The sequence below is a fragment of the Nitrosomonas sp. Nm132 genome, assembly GCF_900100485.1.
GTDB lineage: Bacteria > Pseudomonadota > Gammaproteobacteria > Burkholderiales > Nitrosomonadaceae > Nitrosomonas.
This window is the reverse complement of sequence record NZ_FNDH01000007.1, coordinates 94379-109581: the sequence shown is the minus strand read 5'-3', so window position 1 is coordinate 109581 and position 15203 is coordinate 94379. Positions and strand designations below refer to the sequence as shown.

The 15203-nt window shown below is 49.2% G+C and carries 10 protein-coding genes and 1 pseudogene; 3 read left to right on the top strand and 8 right to left on the bottom strand.

Annotation, left to right across the window (positions count from 1 at the left end; all coding sequences use genetic code 11):
• Positions 1-564: 564 nt before the first annotated feature.
• Positions 565-663: pseudogene (locus BLP80_RS16580) on the bottom strand (IS5/IS1182 family transposase); the annotation flags it as partial.
• A 371-nt stretch (positions 664-1034) separates the two neighbouring features.
• Between BLP80_RS16580 and BLP80_RS04655 the strand changes: the two are divergent.
• From BLP80_RS04655 to BLP80_RS04645, 3 genes are all read left to right on the top strand, one after another.
• The gene (locus BLP80_RS04655) at positions 1035-2471 is read left to right on the top strand and encodes an ATP-binding protein (protein WP_090540611.1); all 1437 of its coding nucleotides are present in this window, start codon (positions 1035-1037) and stop codon (positions 2469-2471) included.
• Positions 2468-3148: a response regulator gene (locus BLP80_RS04650; protein ID WP_090540609.1), complete on the top strand. Its 681-nt coding sequence runs from the start codon at positions 2468-2470 to the stop codon at positions 3146-3148. Before BLP80_RS04655 ends, BLP80_RS04650 begins: the two co-directional genes overlap by 4 nt.
• 473 nt (positions 3149-3621) lie before the next feature.
• Positions 3622-3969 carry a hypothetical protein gene (locus tag BLP80_RS04645; protein WP_218120384.1) on the top strand — a complete coding sequence of 116 codons (348 nt, stop codon included), beginning with the start codon at positions 3622-3624 and terminating at the stop codon, positions 3967-3969.
• Between the two features lie 669 nt (positions 3970-4638).
• Here the strand turns inward: BLP80_RS04645 and mfd are convergent.
• The 7 genes from mfd to miaB all read right to left on the bottom strand — a co-directional run bounded on the left by mfd (position 4639) and on the right by miaB (position 15017).
• Positions 4639-8094 carry a transcription-repair coupling factor gene (gene mfd / locus BLP80_RS04635; protein ID WP_090540602.1) on the bottom strand — a complete coding sequence of 1152 codons (3456 nt, stop codon included), beginning with the start codon at positions 8092-8094 and terminating at the stop codon, positions 4639-4641.
• Between the two features lie 11 nt (positions 8095-8105).
• Positions 8106-9380 carry an MgtC/SapB family protein gene (locus BLP80_RS04630; protein WP_090540600.1) on the bottom strand — a complete coding sequence of 425 codons (1275 nt, stop codon included), beginning with the start codon at positions 9378-9380 and terminating at the stop codon, positions 8106-8108.
• A complete protein-coding gene (recJ, locus tag BLP80_RS04625; protein WP_090540598.1) occupies positions 9377-11119 on the bottom strand; it encodes a single-stranded-DNA-specific exonuclease RecJ in 1743 nt (580 codons plus the stop codon). The genes BLP80_RS04630 and recJ overlap by 4 nt, the downstream gene beginning before the upstream one ends.
• 126 nt (positions 11120-11245) lie before the next feature.
• Positions 11246-12079 carry an HlyC/CorC family transporter gene (locus BLP80_RS04620; RefSeq protein WP_090540596.1) on the bottom strand — a complete coding sequence of 278 codons (834 nt, stop codon included), beginning with the start codon at positions 12077-12079 and terminating at the stop codon, positions 11246-11248.
• Positions 12080-12160: 81 nt separating this feature from the next.
• Complete coding sequence (ybeY, locus tag BLP80_RS04615; protein ID WP_090540594.1) at positions 12161-12643, bottom strand: rRNA maturation RNase YbeY; 483 nt, start codon at positions 12641-12643, stop codon at positions 12161-12163.
• Positions 12627-13607: a PhoH family protein gene (locus BLP80_RS04610; protein ID WP_090540592.1), complete on the bottom strand. Its 981-nt coding sequence runs from the start codon at positions 13605-13607 to the stop codon at positions 12627-12629. The genes ybeY and BLP80_RS04610 overlap by 17 nt, the downstream gene beginning before the upstream one ends.
• An 81-nt stretch (positions 13608-13688) precedes the next feature.
• Positions 13689-15017 carry a tRNA (N6-isopentenyl adenosine(37)-C2)-methylthiotransferase MiaB gene (gene miaB / locus BLP80_RS04605; RefSeq protein WP_090540590.1) on the bottom strand — a complete coding sequence of 443 codons (1329 nt, stop codon included), beginning with the start codon at positions 15015-15017 and terminating at the stop codon, positions 13689-13691.
• Positions 15018-15203: the final 186 nt, after the last annotated feature.

Here is a 15203-nt window from a genome sequence, read left to right as displayed (position 1 = left end):
GCTATCTTGCCACGATTCACCTAAAGCGTTCTCATCCGCCTTAAGCAAGATCTGGGCATGAAGCCTTTTGTACGCCGCCACTTTTCCTTTGTGCACCAAACTTTCTAAATAAGCTTGTTCTTCTTCGGTTAGCCTCACCATGTATTTCTTTGCCATTGGCCCACTTCCATTCTACGTTGAAGCTCGAGAGTATGGGGAGCTTTAGCCGACATTTCAAGAATGACTGAGTACTAGTGCCTCAACATAACACGGGGCATGGCGATGTAAACCCAGGCTAACCTAACCGGCAGATGACGCAACAGTAAGCAAGCACCATCACGGCCTCGCACGCTGGCAATGGTTACTACAACCGTCAACAGTAACCCGGTGTGTCTACCAGAATAGGGTTTACGACCATTAACCCGAATATTTCATAAATTGGCACGTGCCCTCACTTGTCTTTTGATTAATAAGAAAGATTTTGCTCAGTCGGGTGTATGAGTCACTACACCCCTCTTTCTCAAAACTTCCCTGTTAATCAAAATCCTGCGTGATCATCACGTGAATTTATGCAATATTCGGGTTAACCCTCTTGCCAGCATCATAACCACGTTGCCCAGGAACCGCAGTCCATTTGACGCTTTGACTGTTCAGACAACTTGCCGCCGGGTGCTTGTGGCGTCCGCATTTTTCTCGGTCTTCCCACTGCCGATACAGGCAAGTGTGGTTTCAAGTAATGCCCCGCCCCAGCGCTTGGATTACTCGGATAACGCTTCTTACGCTCTTTGTTGATTCATAAAATAGTATATGTTAACAACATAAAAGTACCACATTATCGACAGCGCGCTGAATTTCCAAACAGCTGCCAAGTGCGCAAGTTAGGGAAATTCATATTTTTTGCACAATCAGTCGGGACAATCATCCCCGTATAATGTCATACCTGAGTTGATCTAATGAAAAGCTATTTAGCTTGATAAGTTAGCATTAACCCAAATGACTTCATTCTGCATCTTTTGAGTTTTTCTTGTTCACGCTTGAAAAGTGAGCAGCGATCCATGTCAATCAGAATCAAATTATTTTTAACCTTCTTGCTGACGACTTTATTGGTGGTCCTGGGTATGCATTTCTTTACCCGCTGGTCGCTCGAAAAAGGATTTACTGAATTTGTTGAAAAAAGGCAGCAGGAGCGGGTGGATAAAATTATCGACGTACTGGAAGAGTACTACGCCGAGAATCGCAGTTGGGACGCCCTGACAGGCAATAAACTTAAATGGATTTCATTGCTCTGGCGTGCTGATCCGCATCGGCATCATCCGCCAAAATGGGTCATCAAGCAGGCGCAGCAAGAACCTGAACAGTGGTGGCCGCCCAGAACATTACCTGAAAAAATAAACTCAAGGTGGCCTCCATTCGGATTACGCGTAATGCTGCTAAGCGCAGACAAATCGATACTGTTTGGACGGGAGGAGTTGCTTTCCCAATTACACCTGCATGCGATTCAGCATGCTAATCAAACCGTGGGCTTTCTTGGGCTTTTGCCGGGAAATCCGGTTAATCAGGCGAGCGATATTTATTTTATGGAACGGCAAGCCAATTTGTTTTTCTGGATTGCCTTGGTGATGATTCTGCTTTCTGCGTTGATCGCCTGGTTTTTAGCTTATCATCTCGGGCGGCCGCTGAAACGTATCGCAGCGGCAGCGCAAAGGCTTGCGGTTGGTAATTACCAGGCTAGACTCCCGGTTGAGTCAAACGATGAGATGGGTCAACTTGCGCGCAATTTCAATGATATGGCCGCAGCGCTGGAGCAGGCAGAGCAAAGTCGCAGACGGTGGGTGGCGGATATTTCTCATGAATTGCGCACACCGCTAGCTGTTTTACGCGGCGAGCTGGAAGCGATCATGGATGGGATACGTCCGCTGACATCGGAAACGATCAAGTCGTTGTCGGGCGATGTGATGCGACTTAACCGCTTAACTGAAGATCTTTACCAACTGGCTTTGGCTGATCAGGGTGCTTTGAGTTATCGGAAAGTTTTACTCGATCCGGTACCGCTATTGCAGGAAGATCTCGCAGCCTTTATACCTGAGTTCAATAACAAGCAGATCAGCGTCATATCAACCAATCGATTGCCCAAACCATTGCTGATCAATGCCGATCCAGATCGACTATCGCAATTATTCCGCAATTTACTGACGAATAGCCTGAATCATACTGATCAGGGCGGCCAGCTGGAAATCATGATTGAGCGCCTTGAGGATAATCTGGTGATTGAGCTGGCTGACAGCAGCCCCGGCGTTTCGGAGCAGGATATTACGCATCTGTTTGATCGATTCTACCGTGTCGATGGTTCGCGTAACCGGCATTTGGGTGGTGCAGGCCTGGGCCTGGCTATTTGCAGTAACATCGTAAAGGCACACGAAGGAACCCTGGTAGCGTCTCACTCCCCACTGGGTGGCCTTGCGATGCGTATTGCATTTCCGGTTACGCCATGAACTGTATCCTGATCGTCGAAGACGAGCCCAAACTCGCCAGCCTGGAGGCTGATTATTTGCATCACGCTGGCTTTCAGACACATTGCTTGAGCCAGGGTTTGGAGGTGGTGCCCTGGCTGAAAGACAACGCGGTTGAGCTGGTGCTGCTGGATTTGATGGTGCCGGGCAGGGATGGGCTTGATATCTGTCGCGATATTCGCAGTTTTAGCCAAGTGCCGATCATCATCGTGACTGCACGGATTGAAGAGATTGATCGTTTGCTGGGTCTGGAAATGGGTGCTGATGACTATATATGTAAACCGTTCAGCCCAAGGGAAATGGTCGCACGAGTCAAGGCAGTATTACGCCGGCTGCAGCCACCAACCATCAATTCAGCGGAGCAGGCGCTCAAGCTCTACTCGCAAAGTTTCAAAGTGCAGTACGGTAATCAGGAAATCGAATTAACAGCGGTTGAATTTCAACTGCTCTATGTGTTGTATCAGCAGCCAGGGCATATTTTTTCGCGCTCCAGGTTGATGGATTTGATTTATCAGGATCAGCGGATTGTTTCAGACAGAACGATAGACAGTCATATTAAAAAGTTGAGGAAAAAACTGGCTGAACTGATTCCGGAAAAAGAAGTGATTCATTCGGTCTATGGAGCAGGATACCGTTATGATCCACAAAACCCCGATTAGGGGAGCGCGGATTAATCATCCGCGCGAGTAGATTGTTGTTTAGGTGATGCTCTGAAACTTGTCTGTCTATCTGATAGGACTCGTTTCATGTGTTCCGTCCGCCTTGCACTTCATCTTGTTTGACTAATTGATCAGCACTTCCTAAAGGAGCTAGCCCGAATATTTCACAAATTGGCACGTGCCCTCACTTGTCTTTTGATTAATAAGCAAGATTTTGCTCAGTCGGGTGTATGAGTCACTACACCCCTCTTTCTCAAAACTTCCCTATTAATCAAAATCCTGCGTGATCATCACGTGAATTTATGAAATATTCGGGCTAGTGCAACGATCGCTTTGAGATTTAGTCATACTCTTAGCTTTCACATTTTTTCCACAATCGCTGCAAACTGCTTACATATTTGTTACTTATAGTTATTCCCAAGAGCAGCAGAAATGCTGCTTGATTGTCAATCTTTAATCAGGAGAACTAAACGATGAACGCTAAACTTATAGGTATGGTAGTCGCCTTGGCATTTCCTCTGACTGTAGCCGCGTATTCAGGCGAAAAGGGTGATCATGAGCAATATCGCGCCAAGAAAATAGAACGGCTCGATAAGGAGCTAAAGTTGAGCGAGGATCAGAAAGTCAAAATCGAAGCCCTTTTCAAGGAGCAAGGCGAGAAATACAAAGCGATTCATGAGGAAACCGAATCGCGATTACAAAAGATATTGACGCCTGAGCAAAATACCCAATTCAAAGAAATGAAACAGCGCCGTCATGAAAAGTGGTGTGAAAAGAGTCAGGAAAGAAAGCAGGGGAAATCGGAGTCTTCCCAGAATTAAGCAGACATAATATGCTGTAAATACTAAGTGTGTAGCCGAAGGTAGCCGAAATAATGACTGTTGCAGGTTGCACACATGATACTGAAATATTGGCGATTGGAATGTTCCGGAATAAACCAATCGCCAATACTTGCAGGCTTCTAGCCCGAATATTCCATAAATTCGCGTGATGATCACGCAGGATTTTGATTAATAGGGAAGTTTTGAGAAAGAGGGGTGTAGTGACTCATACACCCGACTGAGCAAAATCTTGCTTATTAATCAAAAGACAAGTGAGGGCACGTGCCAATTTGTGAAATATTCGGGCTAGTATGGGTTGAGCCAATAAGTGGGCTGCTCCTGCTCGAGCAGACTCAAAATGCGGATTAATTTTCCCAAAGCCAACGCGGGAGATCGGTAGTAAAAAGTAAAGTGCGGTCACTCTCAAATCCCGTAGATTCAAATTCGAAGCGCAACTTTTGATGGCTGATTAGTATAGCTAATCGATAATCCGAAGAATACCTCATGAGGAGTTCTAAATCCAAGTACTTTGCGAGGTCGGTGATTGGTACGAACGACCGCCCATTGTACTTGTTCTTCGGTAATATCAGTCAATTTCATATTCTTGGGGAAACACTGTCGTAGTAATCCATTGCTGTTTTCATTCATTCCTGAGAGAAGAAGCTACTCCTACGTCAGCCTATCCATCAGCTTCCTTACGCGTTTAACACGCTCTGCCGCATCTGGAATTTTTACCTGGACTTTCAGGCGGTCTGGGCCGGCCAGGCTGTACTCCCGGCCACTCTGGATAAGCGCGATGATGTTGCCCGCTTCGACAGGCGGGTTGGGGGCAAATTGAATAAGTATGCCGTCAGCACTGGCATCGATACGCATGATGCCCAGCGGTTTGGCGGCAATGCGCAAGCGATGGCAATCCAATAGCGCCCGGGCCGGATCGGGCAGCAAGCCGAAGCGATCGATCAATTCGCGGTGCATGTCATCCAGCTGCGCATCGTCAGTGCAATTCGCCAGGCGTTTATAGAGCACCAGGCGTTCGTGAATATCATTGCAGTAATCTTCTGGCAGCAAAGTGGGGACATATAGCTTGATTTCGGTGGCAATGCCGAGCGGATGCTGTATATCGGGTTCACACCCCGCCTTGAGCGATTTAATCGCGTTCTCCAGCATGGTGCTGTAGAGATTGAAGCCGACTTCCTGCATTTCACCGCTTTGTGATTCGCTCAATACGGCCCCTGCTCCTCGGATTTCCAGATCATGCATTGCCAGGTAGAAACCTGAGCCGAGCTCCTCCATCGATTGAATTGCTTCCAGTCTTTTTTTGGCTTGCGCCCCCAGCGCTTCTTCATCCGGTGTCAGCAGGTAGGCATAGGCCTGATGGTGAGAACGCCCCACCCTGCCACGTAACTGGTGCAGTTGCGCTAAGCCGAACTTATCCGCGCGGTGCATGATAATGGTGTTGGCGCTGGGAATATCGATCCCGGTTTCGATGATGGTGGTACAAAGCAGCAGATTGAAGCGCTGCTGATAAAAATCCCGCATGACATGCTCCAACTCGCTTTCCCGCATCTGCCCATGGGCGATGTGGATACGCGCTTCCGGCAGAAGTTGCGCCAGCTTGTCATACATGCGCTGAATAGTGCTAACCTCGTTATAAAGGAAATAAATCTGGCCACCGCGTTTCAATTCCCGCAAACACGCTTCGCGGATAATCCCTTCTGAGAACGGATGAACAAAGGTTTTGATCGCCAGCCGCCTTTGCGGGGCGGTGGCAATGATGGAAAAATCGCGCAACCCTTCCAGTGACATGGCGAGCGTGCGTGGAATCGGCGTAGCCGTCAGTGTCAGCACATCCACTTCAGCGCGCAGTTTCTTTAGCTGCTCTTTTTGGCGCACACCAAAGCGGTGCTCTTCATCGATGATCACCAGTCCGAGATTCTTGAATTTGACTTTTTCCTGAATCAGCTTGTGTGTGCCGATGATGATATCAATCTGCCCTTTGGCCAATCCTTCCAGGGCTTGGGTTTGCTCCTTGGCAGAGCGAAAGCGCGATAGCTCAGCGATTTTCACCGGCCACTGATCGGCAATCAAGCCGAAACGATCCGAGAAATTCTGAAAATGCTGTTCCGCCAGCAAGGTGGTAGGAACCAGCACCGCCACCTGTCTACCATCCGCCACCGCAATGAACGCCGCGCGCAAGGCAACCTCGGTTTTACCAAAGCCGACATCACCACAAATCAGCCGATCCATCGGCTTGCCAGAAGTCAGATCGTTAATGACCGCCTGAATCGCTGCCGCCTGATCAGTGGTTTCTTCAAAGCCAAATCCCTCCGCAAATGCTTCATAATCGTGCTGTTTAAGCCTGAAAACATGCCCTTCGCGCGCGGCACGCTGCGCATACAAATTCAGCAATTCAGCGGCGGTATCGCGCACCTGCTGCATCGCCTTGCGCTTGGCTTTTTCCCATTGTCCACTGCCGAGTTTATGCAAGGGCGCTGCTTCAGGCGATACCCCGCTGTAGCGTCCGATCACATGCAGCTGCGAGACAGGAACATACAGCTTATCGCCGCCTTCATATTCCAATGCAAGGAACTCGCTGGTTTGACCAGGCTCCCCTTCGCCCAGATCCATATTGACCAGCCCGAGATAGCGGCCGATGCCGTGCTGTTCATGCACCACTGGATCACCGGGCTTGATTTCCGATAAATCGCGCAGCATGACATCCGTCGAGGAAGCCTTGCGCGTCTCGCGTTCACGCCGCCCCTGCACATGGGTTGCGTAAAGCTCACTCTCAGTAATCAGTGCATAGCGACTGGCATTGAGGATATAGCCGTTATGCAGCGGTGCGACGCTCAGCATAAAGGGTTCGGTATCTGACTGAAACGCCGCATAATCTTTACAGAGCTTGGGGGATAAACCATATTCGTGCAGATATTCGGCGATCAATTCGCGCCGCCCCATACTTTCAGCGAGCAGGAGGACGCGCCCGCCCGATAGCGTAAAATCAGCGATAAATGCCGCCAGCTTCTCAAGGGGATTGCCTGCATGACGGTCCACTCGCACGGCTGGCAAAGGTTGGGTAAAGGGTTCTGTGGCCAGGTCTTTGCTGGTTTGAATTTGAATACGCGCATAAGGCTTCAGTTTGCCAAAGAAACCATCAGTGGTCAGGAACAAGTCGACGGGCGGCAGCAGCGGGCGCTCGGTATCGCCGCGCAATAATTGATAGCGCGACTGGGTTTCGCGCCAGAAATTATCGACTACCGGATAAATGTCTTGATGCAGGCATAGCAGGCTGTTCTCTGGCAAGTAATCGAACAAGGTGGCCGTTTGCTCAAAAAAAAGCGGCAGATAATACTCAATTCCTGCGGGGGTAGCGCCTTTGCTGATTTCTTTATAAATCCGGCTGCGTGAGGGGTCGCCTTCAAATTTTTCGCGAAAGTTAATACGAAAACGTGTGCGCCCGGCTTCATCCAATGGAAATTCACGCGCAGGCAGCAGTCTGATCTCTTTAACTGGATAAATACTGCGTTGGGTATCCACATCGAACGTGCGGATCGATTCAATTTCGTTATCGAGCAAATCCATGCGATAAGGTAACGGACTGCCCATGGGAAACAAATCAACCAATCCGCCGCGCACACTGTATTCTCCAGGTGACAATACCTGAGCCACATGCGTATAACCGGCCAAGGTCATCTGACCGCGGAATACGGGTAGATCGAGCGTACTGCCCTGCTTGACAAAGAAAGTGTGGGCTGCCAGAAATTCCCTGGGGAGCATGCGATACAGTGCAGTGGTCACAGGCACGATTAATACATCGCAACTCCCATTCATGACTTGATAGAGTGTCGCCAGTCGTTCTGATATCAGATCAAAGTGAGGCGAGAAGGTATCATAAGGTAACGTTTCCCAATCTGGCAGCAAATGTACGTTCAGTTCAGGTGCAAAAAAAGGCAACTCTTCGAGTAATCTTTGCGCATCCAGCGCATTGGCGGTAATGATCGTCAATGGCTTGGCCAATTGCACCATGCGCGCAAGCTCCGCAAGAGCAAATGTATCGCTGGAACCGTCAAAGCCAGCATGGCGCGTCAACATGCCAGGCGCAGGTAAAGCAAATTTAAAATGCATGGTCTACCACTTTATTTTCCAAAAAATAGCAGCGCGCCGCCCAAACCGATCACCATGATGATCATGCCTAAAGCGGTATGTTTGGCCAGCAACGAACTACCGATAACCAGTATTAACCCCAGCTTAAAGATAATATTTGAAATAATGGCTAGGGTAATGGCGGTTACCGCTTCCATTGCCTGCAGCTTACCCATATCAAGCAGGCGCAGACTACTGAGCGTGATCGCATCGACATCTGTCAAACCAGAAATGATAGCGACAATATAAAGCCCGCTACTCCCAGCAATATCTGATAACCAAGCGCTCATGAGCAGCACAATTCCGTAAAGTATCCCAAAGGCTGCCGCAGTGGTCAGTTCAGCCGGGTTCTTGGTTTCGGGTATGGAAAGTTTTGCCTGCTGGTTTAAGTCACGCCACCAGAAAGCAGCAGCAAGCAGTCCAAGAAAAAGGCCCGTCCCTAATATCGGTAACAATTCCGGCAATATGGCCGGAGAAATGACCGCACTGATGACAGCGAGCCTTATTAAAACCGTCAGATTGGCGAGCAAAATCACGACCACCGCCAATTTCACCAGACCCGGATTATCTTGGCTACGACGCGTAAACACCATGGTGGTTGCGGTACTGGATACCAGGCCACCCAATGTACCCAGCAGGACGGCACCATAACGCTGACCGATAAAGCGCAATGCGATATAGCCAGTCAGGCTGATACCGGAGATCAATACGATCATCAGCCAGATTTGATAAGGATTGAGCGCATCATATGGACCGTAATTCTGATCGGGCAAGATCGGCAAAACGATAAAAGTAAGCACTGCGAATTGCAGCATCGAAATCAGATCACGTCGATCAAGATTGTGCGTTAGACCATGCAGCTCAGTTTTAAAATACAGCAAAATGGTGGTGATAATCGCGAGCATCACCGCCAGTGTGGATTCTTCGAACCAAACAGTTGCACCCAATCCATAACACATCAGGATGGCCGCAACAGTGGTTGTGCCAGGATCGATATCAATTGATTCATCCTGCTTACGAAAATAGGCAGCAATCGTCATTATTCCCACCAGGAGCAGCCCACCCACTAGCAACCACGGTGAGCTGGCTTTTTGTGACAGCATAGCGCTGAGCGTGCCAAACAACGCCACCAGGGCAAATGTCCGTAATCCCGCTCTTGCTGCCGGGCTACGCTGACGCTCCAGACCAATCAGCAGACCAATGGCGAGACTGGTAGCAAATGCAGCGAGATGCTCGAGCTCGCCGTTCGGTAGGAATACGTCATTCATATCGTCATCGAATCAATTGGGGACCAATGTTCAAGCAGCAATTGCAAAGTAGTATTTCCTTTATATTCATTGGCTTGCACGCGAAAGACCGCGTTAATGAGTGGTGGCAGTGACTCCGCCTGGAAAAACAGTATCGCATCATAGCTGCGGTGTGAATTAAATTTCTTCAGTCTTAATTTTAAATGTTTTTCACCTACGACACGCTGGTTCTCCACATGAAAGCAGGCGTTAAAATTGGGCTCAGGGAAACCTTGTCCCCAGACACAGTCAGCTAGACAGCGCGCGAGATCCAGATTTAATTCAGCATCATCCAGCTCCCCATCGGTCTCTATGACCCGGGTCAAATCCGCAGGCGTCAGCAGTGCTTGCGTAACTTGCTCGAAAGCAGCCCGGAAATCTTCAAAATTTTGCTCATGCACAGTCAGCCCGGCAGCGGCTGCATGACCCCCAAATTTCAGGATCAAACCAGGATGGCGCTTAGAAACCAGATCTAGGGCGTCCCGCAAATGAAAACCCTGAATCGAGCGCCCTGAGCCTTTGATTTCACCTTCATTGCCTGGTGCGAAAGTAATCACCGGACGATGAAATTTTTCCTTGATCCGTGAAGCAAGCAAACCAATCACACCTTGGTGCCAGCTCGAATCATACAAACATAAACTATAAGAGGGGTCGACTGCCGATTTCTGAATCTCGATAACGGTCGCCAGCTTGCTCAGCGCATCCTGTTGCATATCCGTCTCGATCTCACGCCGCTGACGATTCAACTCATCCAGTTGAGCGGCAAGTTGATTCGCCTTGCTTTCATCATCCGTGATAAGGCACTCAATTCCCAGGGTCATATCATCGAGTCGGCCAGCTGCATTGAGTCTTGGCCCAATGATGAAACCCAGCTCATAAGTGGATACCTGCCGATAGTCACGCTTGGCCACTTGCAGCAAAGCATTAATGCCGGCACATCCTCGCCCCTTACGAATGCGCTGCAGACCTTGCTGTACCAGAATGCGGTTGTTGCTATCGAGCCTGACGACATCCGCTACCGTCCCTAATGCAACCAGATCGAGTAGACTCGCCAGGTTAGGCTCTTTGCCTTGGGCAATGAATGCGCCCTGTTTACGTAGCTCCGCCCGCAATGCAAGCATCACGTAGAAAACAACCCCAACGCCAGCAAGATGCTTGCTGGGAAAATTACAGCCAGGCTGATTGGGATTGACGATCACCGCCGCATCAGGCAGCTGGTCTCCAGGCAGGTGGTGATCGGTGATAAACACTTGCATACCCAGATGATTGGCCTCCCGCACACCTTCCACGCTTGCAATACCATTGTCTACGGTGATCAGGATATCCGGCTGCTCGTCGTAGCGTGAGGCCGCAAGATGCACGATTTCCGGCGTCAGACCATAGCCATATTCAAAACGGTTGGGCACGAGATAATCCACGATGGCACCAAATTTTTTCAGCGCACGGATCGCCACGGCACAGGCAGTCGCCCCATCTGAATCATAGTCCGCCACGACGAGTAAGCGTTTCTGCCTAGCGATGGCGTCGGCAAGCAGTGCAGCCATATGCGCAATATGGTTTAACTGCTCAAAGGGAAGCAACAGTGATAATTCAGTCTCAAGCTGGCGGGGTTGCTCAATGCCTCGCGCAGCATAAATACGCGCTAAAACGGGGGGTAAACCGTATTGATTGAGCGAATCAAAAGCGTCTTGAGAAAAACAGCGGGTCGTGATGTTGGGCATTTGCCCGCTATTTTATCATCTGGCATCCGTAAAGGTTAAGTCCGGATAATAGGATAAGTATTTCCCACCAACCTGGCTAATCACACTGCGAGCCAGTCATCCTGAAAAATGCATCCTGGAAAATACTTAACTATCTGATTTAACCCGTTCAACCTTTAACAAATGCAAGCGGCGGCTATCAGCGCGCAATACCGTAAACCTGAAATTTTCTATCACGATTGCTTCCTCATTCTTGGGAAGCCGGCCAAATTTGCTGGTAACAAGTCCGCCGATGGTGTCGAAATCCTCGTCACTGAAGGTGGCATTCAGCGCCTCATTGAAGCTGGCGACTTCAGTAATCGCTTTGACACGATAATAACCATCCGCATCGGCTACGATATTCGCTTCCTCTTCATCAAAGTCATACTCATCTTCAATCTCTCCAACAATTTGCTCCAGCACATCCTCAATGGTGACCAGGCCGGCCACGCCGCCATACTCATCCACCACGATCGCGATATGATTGCGGTTGCTGCGGAAATCCTTAAGCAAAATATTGAGCCGCTTGGATTCAGGAATAAATACCGCCGGACGGAGCATGTCACGGACATTGAATTCCTCTTCTCCTGCATAGTAGCGCAGCAAATCTTTTGCTAGCAGAATGCCAATCACCTGATCTTTACTGCCATCCGTTACCGGAAAACGCGAATGCCCCTTTTCAATGACATACGGAATGAATTCATCAGGTCTTTCACTGATGTCAATGGTATCCATCTGTGAGCGCGGCACCATGATGTCGCGCACCTGCATTTCGGATACGTGCATCACTCCTTCGATCATGGCCAGTGCGTCGGCATCGAGCAAATTACGCTCATATGCAGAATGCAACAATGTCACCAACTGTTCCCGATCTTCAGGTTGGCGCAAAAGAAGGGCACCGATATGTTCAAACCAGCTGACCTTAGGTGAGGAATTACTCATGATAAATTTCATCATCGATAGATGTATGCGCAAGATAGCGCTGTTAAAAAACCTGGATTTGGAATGAAAGCGCTTGCAATCTTATCGTTCATGATAAGGATCAGCGTAACCTAGCCGAGTGACAATGTCTGTTTCGAGCTGCTCCATGATCGCTGCGTCTGCGTCATGCTCGTGATCATAGCCTTGCAAGTGCAACACGCCATGCACTGTCAGATGGGCGTAATGTGCAGTCAGATCTTTTTGTTGTTGTTGCGCTTCGCTGATTATAACCGGCGCGCACAGCACAATATCCCCTGACAAGGGCTGCAGTTCATCGTATACGAACGTCAGTACGTTGGTCGCTTTGTCTTTACCACGGAAATGGCGATTCAGCTCCTTCCCCTCATGTTCATCAACAATACGCAATACGATCTCCGCATTTTGCGTCAACGCAGCATTCACCCACTTACGGAACTGCGGTCGGGTGGGTGTTCCGGAAAAATCGGCGGCATATTGCAGCACTAGTTTGATTTTTTTATGACTTGTAACGGGAGGAGGCTTGGGAGCCTTACTGGCGTTTCTCATGTCGCTCGTAAGCGTCGACGATGCGCTGTACCAGCGGGTGGCGCACGACGTCTTCGGTTTTGAAATGGGTAAAGGCAATCCCGCGTATCTTTCCCAAGACACGGTCTGCATCGACCAGACCACTTTTCTGATTCTTGGGTAAATCAATCTGGGTAATATCGCCTGTAATAACTGCTTTGGAACCAAAGCCAATTCGCGTCAGGAACATTTTCATTTGTTCTGGCGTGGTATTCTGCGCTTCATCCAGAATAATGAATGACTGATTCAAGGTACGTCCGCGCATGAAGGCCAAAGGGGCGACCTCAATAGCATTGCGTTCAAACTGCTTACCGGTTTTGTCAAACCCCATGAGATCATACAGCGCATCATAAAGTGGGCGTAAATAGGGATCGACTTTCTGCACGATATCGCCCGGCAAGAAGCCCAGGCGTTCGCCCGCTTCGACCGCTGGGCGCACCAAGATAATGCGCGAGACGGTCTCCCGCTCCAATGCATCGACTGCGCTGGCGACCGCCAAATAGGTTTTTCCAGTGCCCGCCGGACCAATGCCAAAGGTAATATCATGCTCCTGAATTTGCTGCAGATATTGCCCCTGACGTGGCGTGCGGCCATGTAAATTGCTACGACGCGTGAGCAGTTTCGGCACGGCAACTTCAGCACCCGCCGTTTCATCCGCAGCAGCATGCGAGGAATAATGTGAATTGGCTATCTCGATCAAACCGAGCTGTACTTGTTCTACACTGAGATGATGTTGTGACTGGTTATAAAAATTCTTCAGAGCTTGTGCAGCAAGCTGCGTCTGATTGGCTTGACCGCGTAGACTGAAATGTTCGCCACGGCGGGCAATCACGACATCCAACGCATTTTCAATCTGTTTAAGGTTTTCATCTAACGCGCCACAGAGATTGGCAAGACGCCGATTATCAGCCGGAGAAAAAGAGATCTCGACAGGTTTAGGTTTCAAAACTATTTTAAATAAATGCGACCTGCTGATTCTCGCAGGGGTTACGAGAGATTGCAAGTGATAATGAACCGTTACCGGCTACTATTCAGTAATGATTTCCCCACGTAATGTATGAGACAGCGCCGCCGTAATCTTGATATGTGCAAAATGACCGACCAGATCAGGCGTCCCTGCAAAGTTGACCACGCGATTGTTATCGGTTCTGCCGCAGAGTTCGTCTGGATTCTTTTTAGATGGTCCCTCTACCAGAATACGCTGGGTTGTCCCCACCATACCTTGACTAATGGCCTGCGCCTGCTGAGCAATTCTTTGCTGCAGGCGATAGAGCCGTGCCAATTTCATTTCATGCGGCGTGTCATCAGGCAGATCGGCAGCGGGCGTGCCTGGCCGCGGGCTATAGATAAAACTGAATGATTCATCAAAATTCACGTCCTCAATTAGCTTCATGGTTGCTTCAAAATCCGCATCCGTCTCGCCCGGAAATCCAATAATAAAATCGGAACTGATCGAAATATCGGGACGTATCCCCCGTATTCTGCGTATGATCGATTTATATTCGAGCACACTATAACCACGCTTCATCGCCGCTAAAACCCTGTCCGCACCTGATTGAACGGGTAAGTGCAAATGACTGACCACTTTGGGCAGTTTCGCATAGGCTTCGATCAAACGGGTGGTAAATTCCCTCGGATGAGAGGTGGTATAACGGATACGCTCAATGCCGGGGATCTCATGAATATACTCGAGCAGCAGCGCAAAATCGGCGATTTCATCATCATCCATTTCACCCCGATAGGCATTGACGTTTTGCCCAAGCAAGGTGATTTCCTTGATGCCCTGTACCACCAGTCCGGCCACTTCCACCAGCACATCATTGAGCGGGCGCGACACTTCCTCGCCGCGCGTATAGGGCACCACACAAAAACTGCAGTACTTGCTGCAGCCTTCCATGATAGAAACAAAAGCAGTCACGCCTTCGGTGCGTGCCGGCGGCAAATGATCGAATTTCTCGATTTCCGGAAAAGAAATATCAACTTGCGGCCGTCCTGTCGATTCACGTTCCTCAATCAATTCCGGTAGACGATGCAGGGTTTGCGGCCCAAACACCAGATCCACAAAGGGTGCGCGTTTGACAATTTCCGCCCCTTCCTGGCTGGCCACACAGCCACCAACACCAATTAATAAATTGGGATTGGTGTTTTTCAGGTGCCGGACCCGTCCAAGATCATGAAAAACCTTCTCCTGAGCTTTTTCACGGACTGAGCAGGTATTGAACAGAATTACATCGGCTTCATCGGGATTATCAGTCAGTTCCATACCCCTTGCCGCATGAAGCACATCCGCCATTTTATCCGAGTCATACTCGTTCATCTGGCAGCCAAAAGTCTTGATATATAATTTATTACTCACGGAATATTACAAGTAGGTTAACTGGAAATTGAATGGATTATTTTGCAAAGCCTGGTAAGTATATAACGGAAGAACCGGTGATTCCATCATCGACACTCCTGCAAACGGCTTGGAAGCACTCTATCTCTCTCAAAATTAAGCATATATTGACCTCAGAAAGGATAGGAAGTTCTATGACTTCCTGCA

Excerpts from the sequence above, each read along its gene's own strand:
- BLP80_RS04655 (WP_090540611.1), top strand. The coding sequence starts at position 1,035 with ATGTCAATCAGAATCAAATTATTTTTAACCTTCTTGCTGACGACTTTA.
- BLP80_RS04645 (WP_218120384.1), top strand. The coding sequence starts at position 3,622 with ATGAACGCTAAACTTATAGGTATGGTAGTCGCCTTGGCATTTCCTCTG.
- BLP80_RS04650 (WP_090540609.1), top strand. The coding sequence starts at position 2,468 with ATGAACTGTATCCTGATCGTCGAAGACGAGCCCAAACTCGCCAGCCTG.
- BLP80_RS04620 (WP_090540596.1), bottom strand. The coding sequence starts at position 12,079 with ATGAGTAATTCCTCACCTAAGGTCAGCTGGTTTGAACATATCGGTGCC.
- recJ (WP_090540598.1), bottom strand. The coding sequence starts at position 11,119 with ATGCCCAACATCACGACCCGCTGTTTTTCTCAAGACGCTTTTGATTCG.
- BLP80_RS04630 (WP_090540600.1), bottom strand. The coding sequence starts at position 9,380 with ATGAATGACGTATTCCTACCGAACGGCGAGCTCGAGCATCTCGCTGCA.
- mfd (WP_090540602.1), bottom strand. The coding sequence starts at position 8,094 with ATGCATTTTAAATTTGCTTTACCTGCGCCTGGCATGTTGACGCGCCAT.
- ybeY (WP_090540594.1), bottom strand. The coding sequence starts at position 12,643 with ATGAGAAACGCCAGTAAGGCTCCCAAGCCTCCTCCCGTTACAAGTCAT.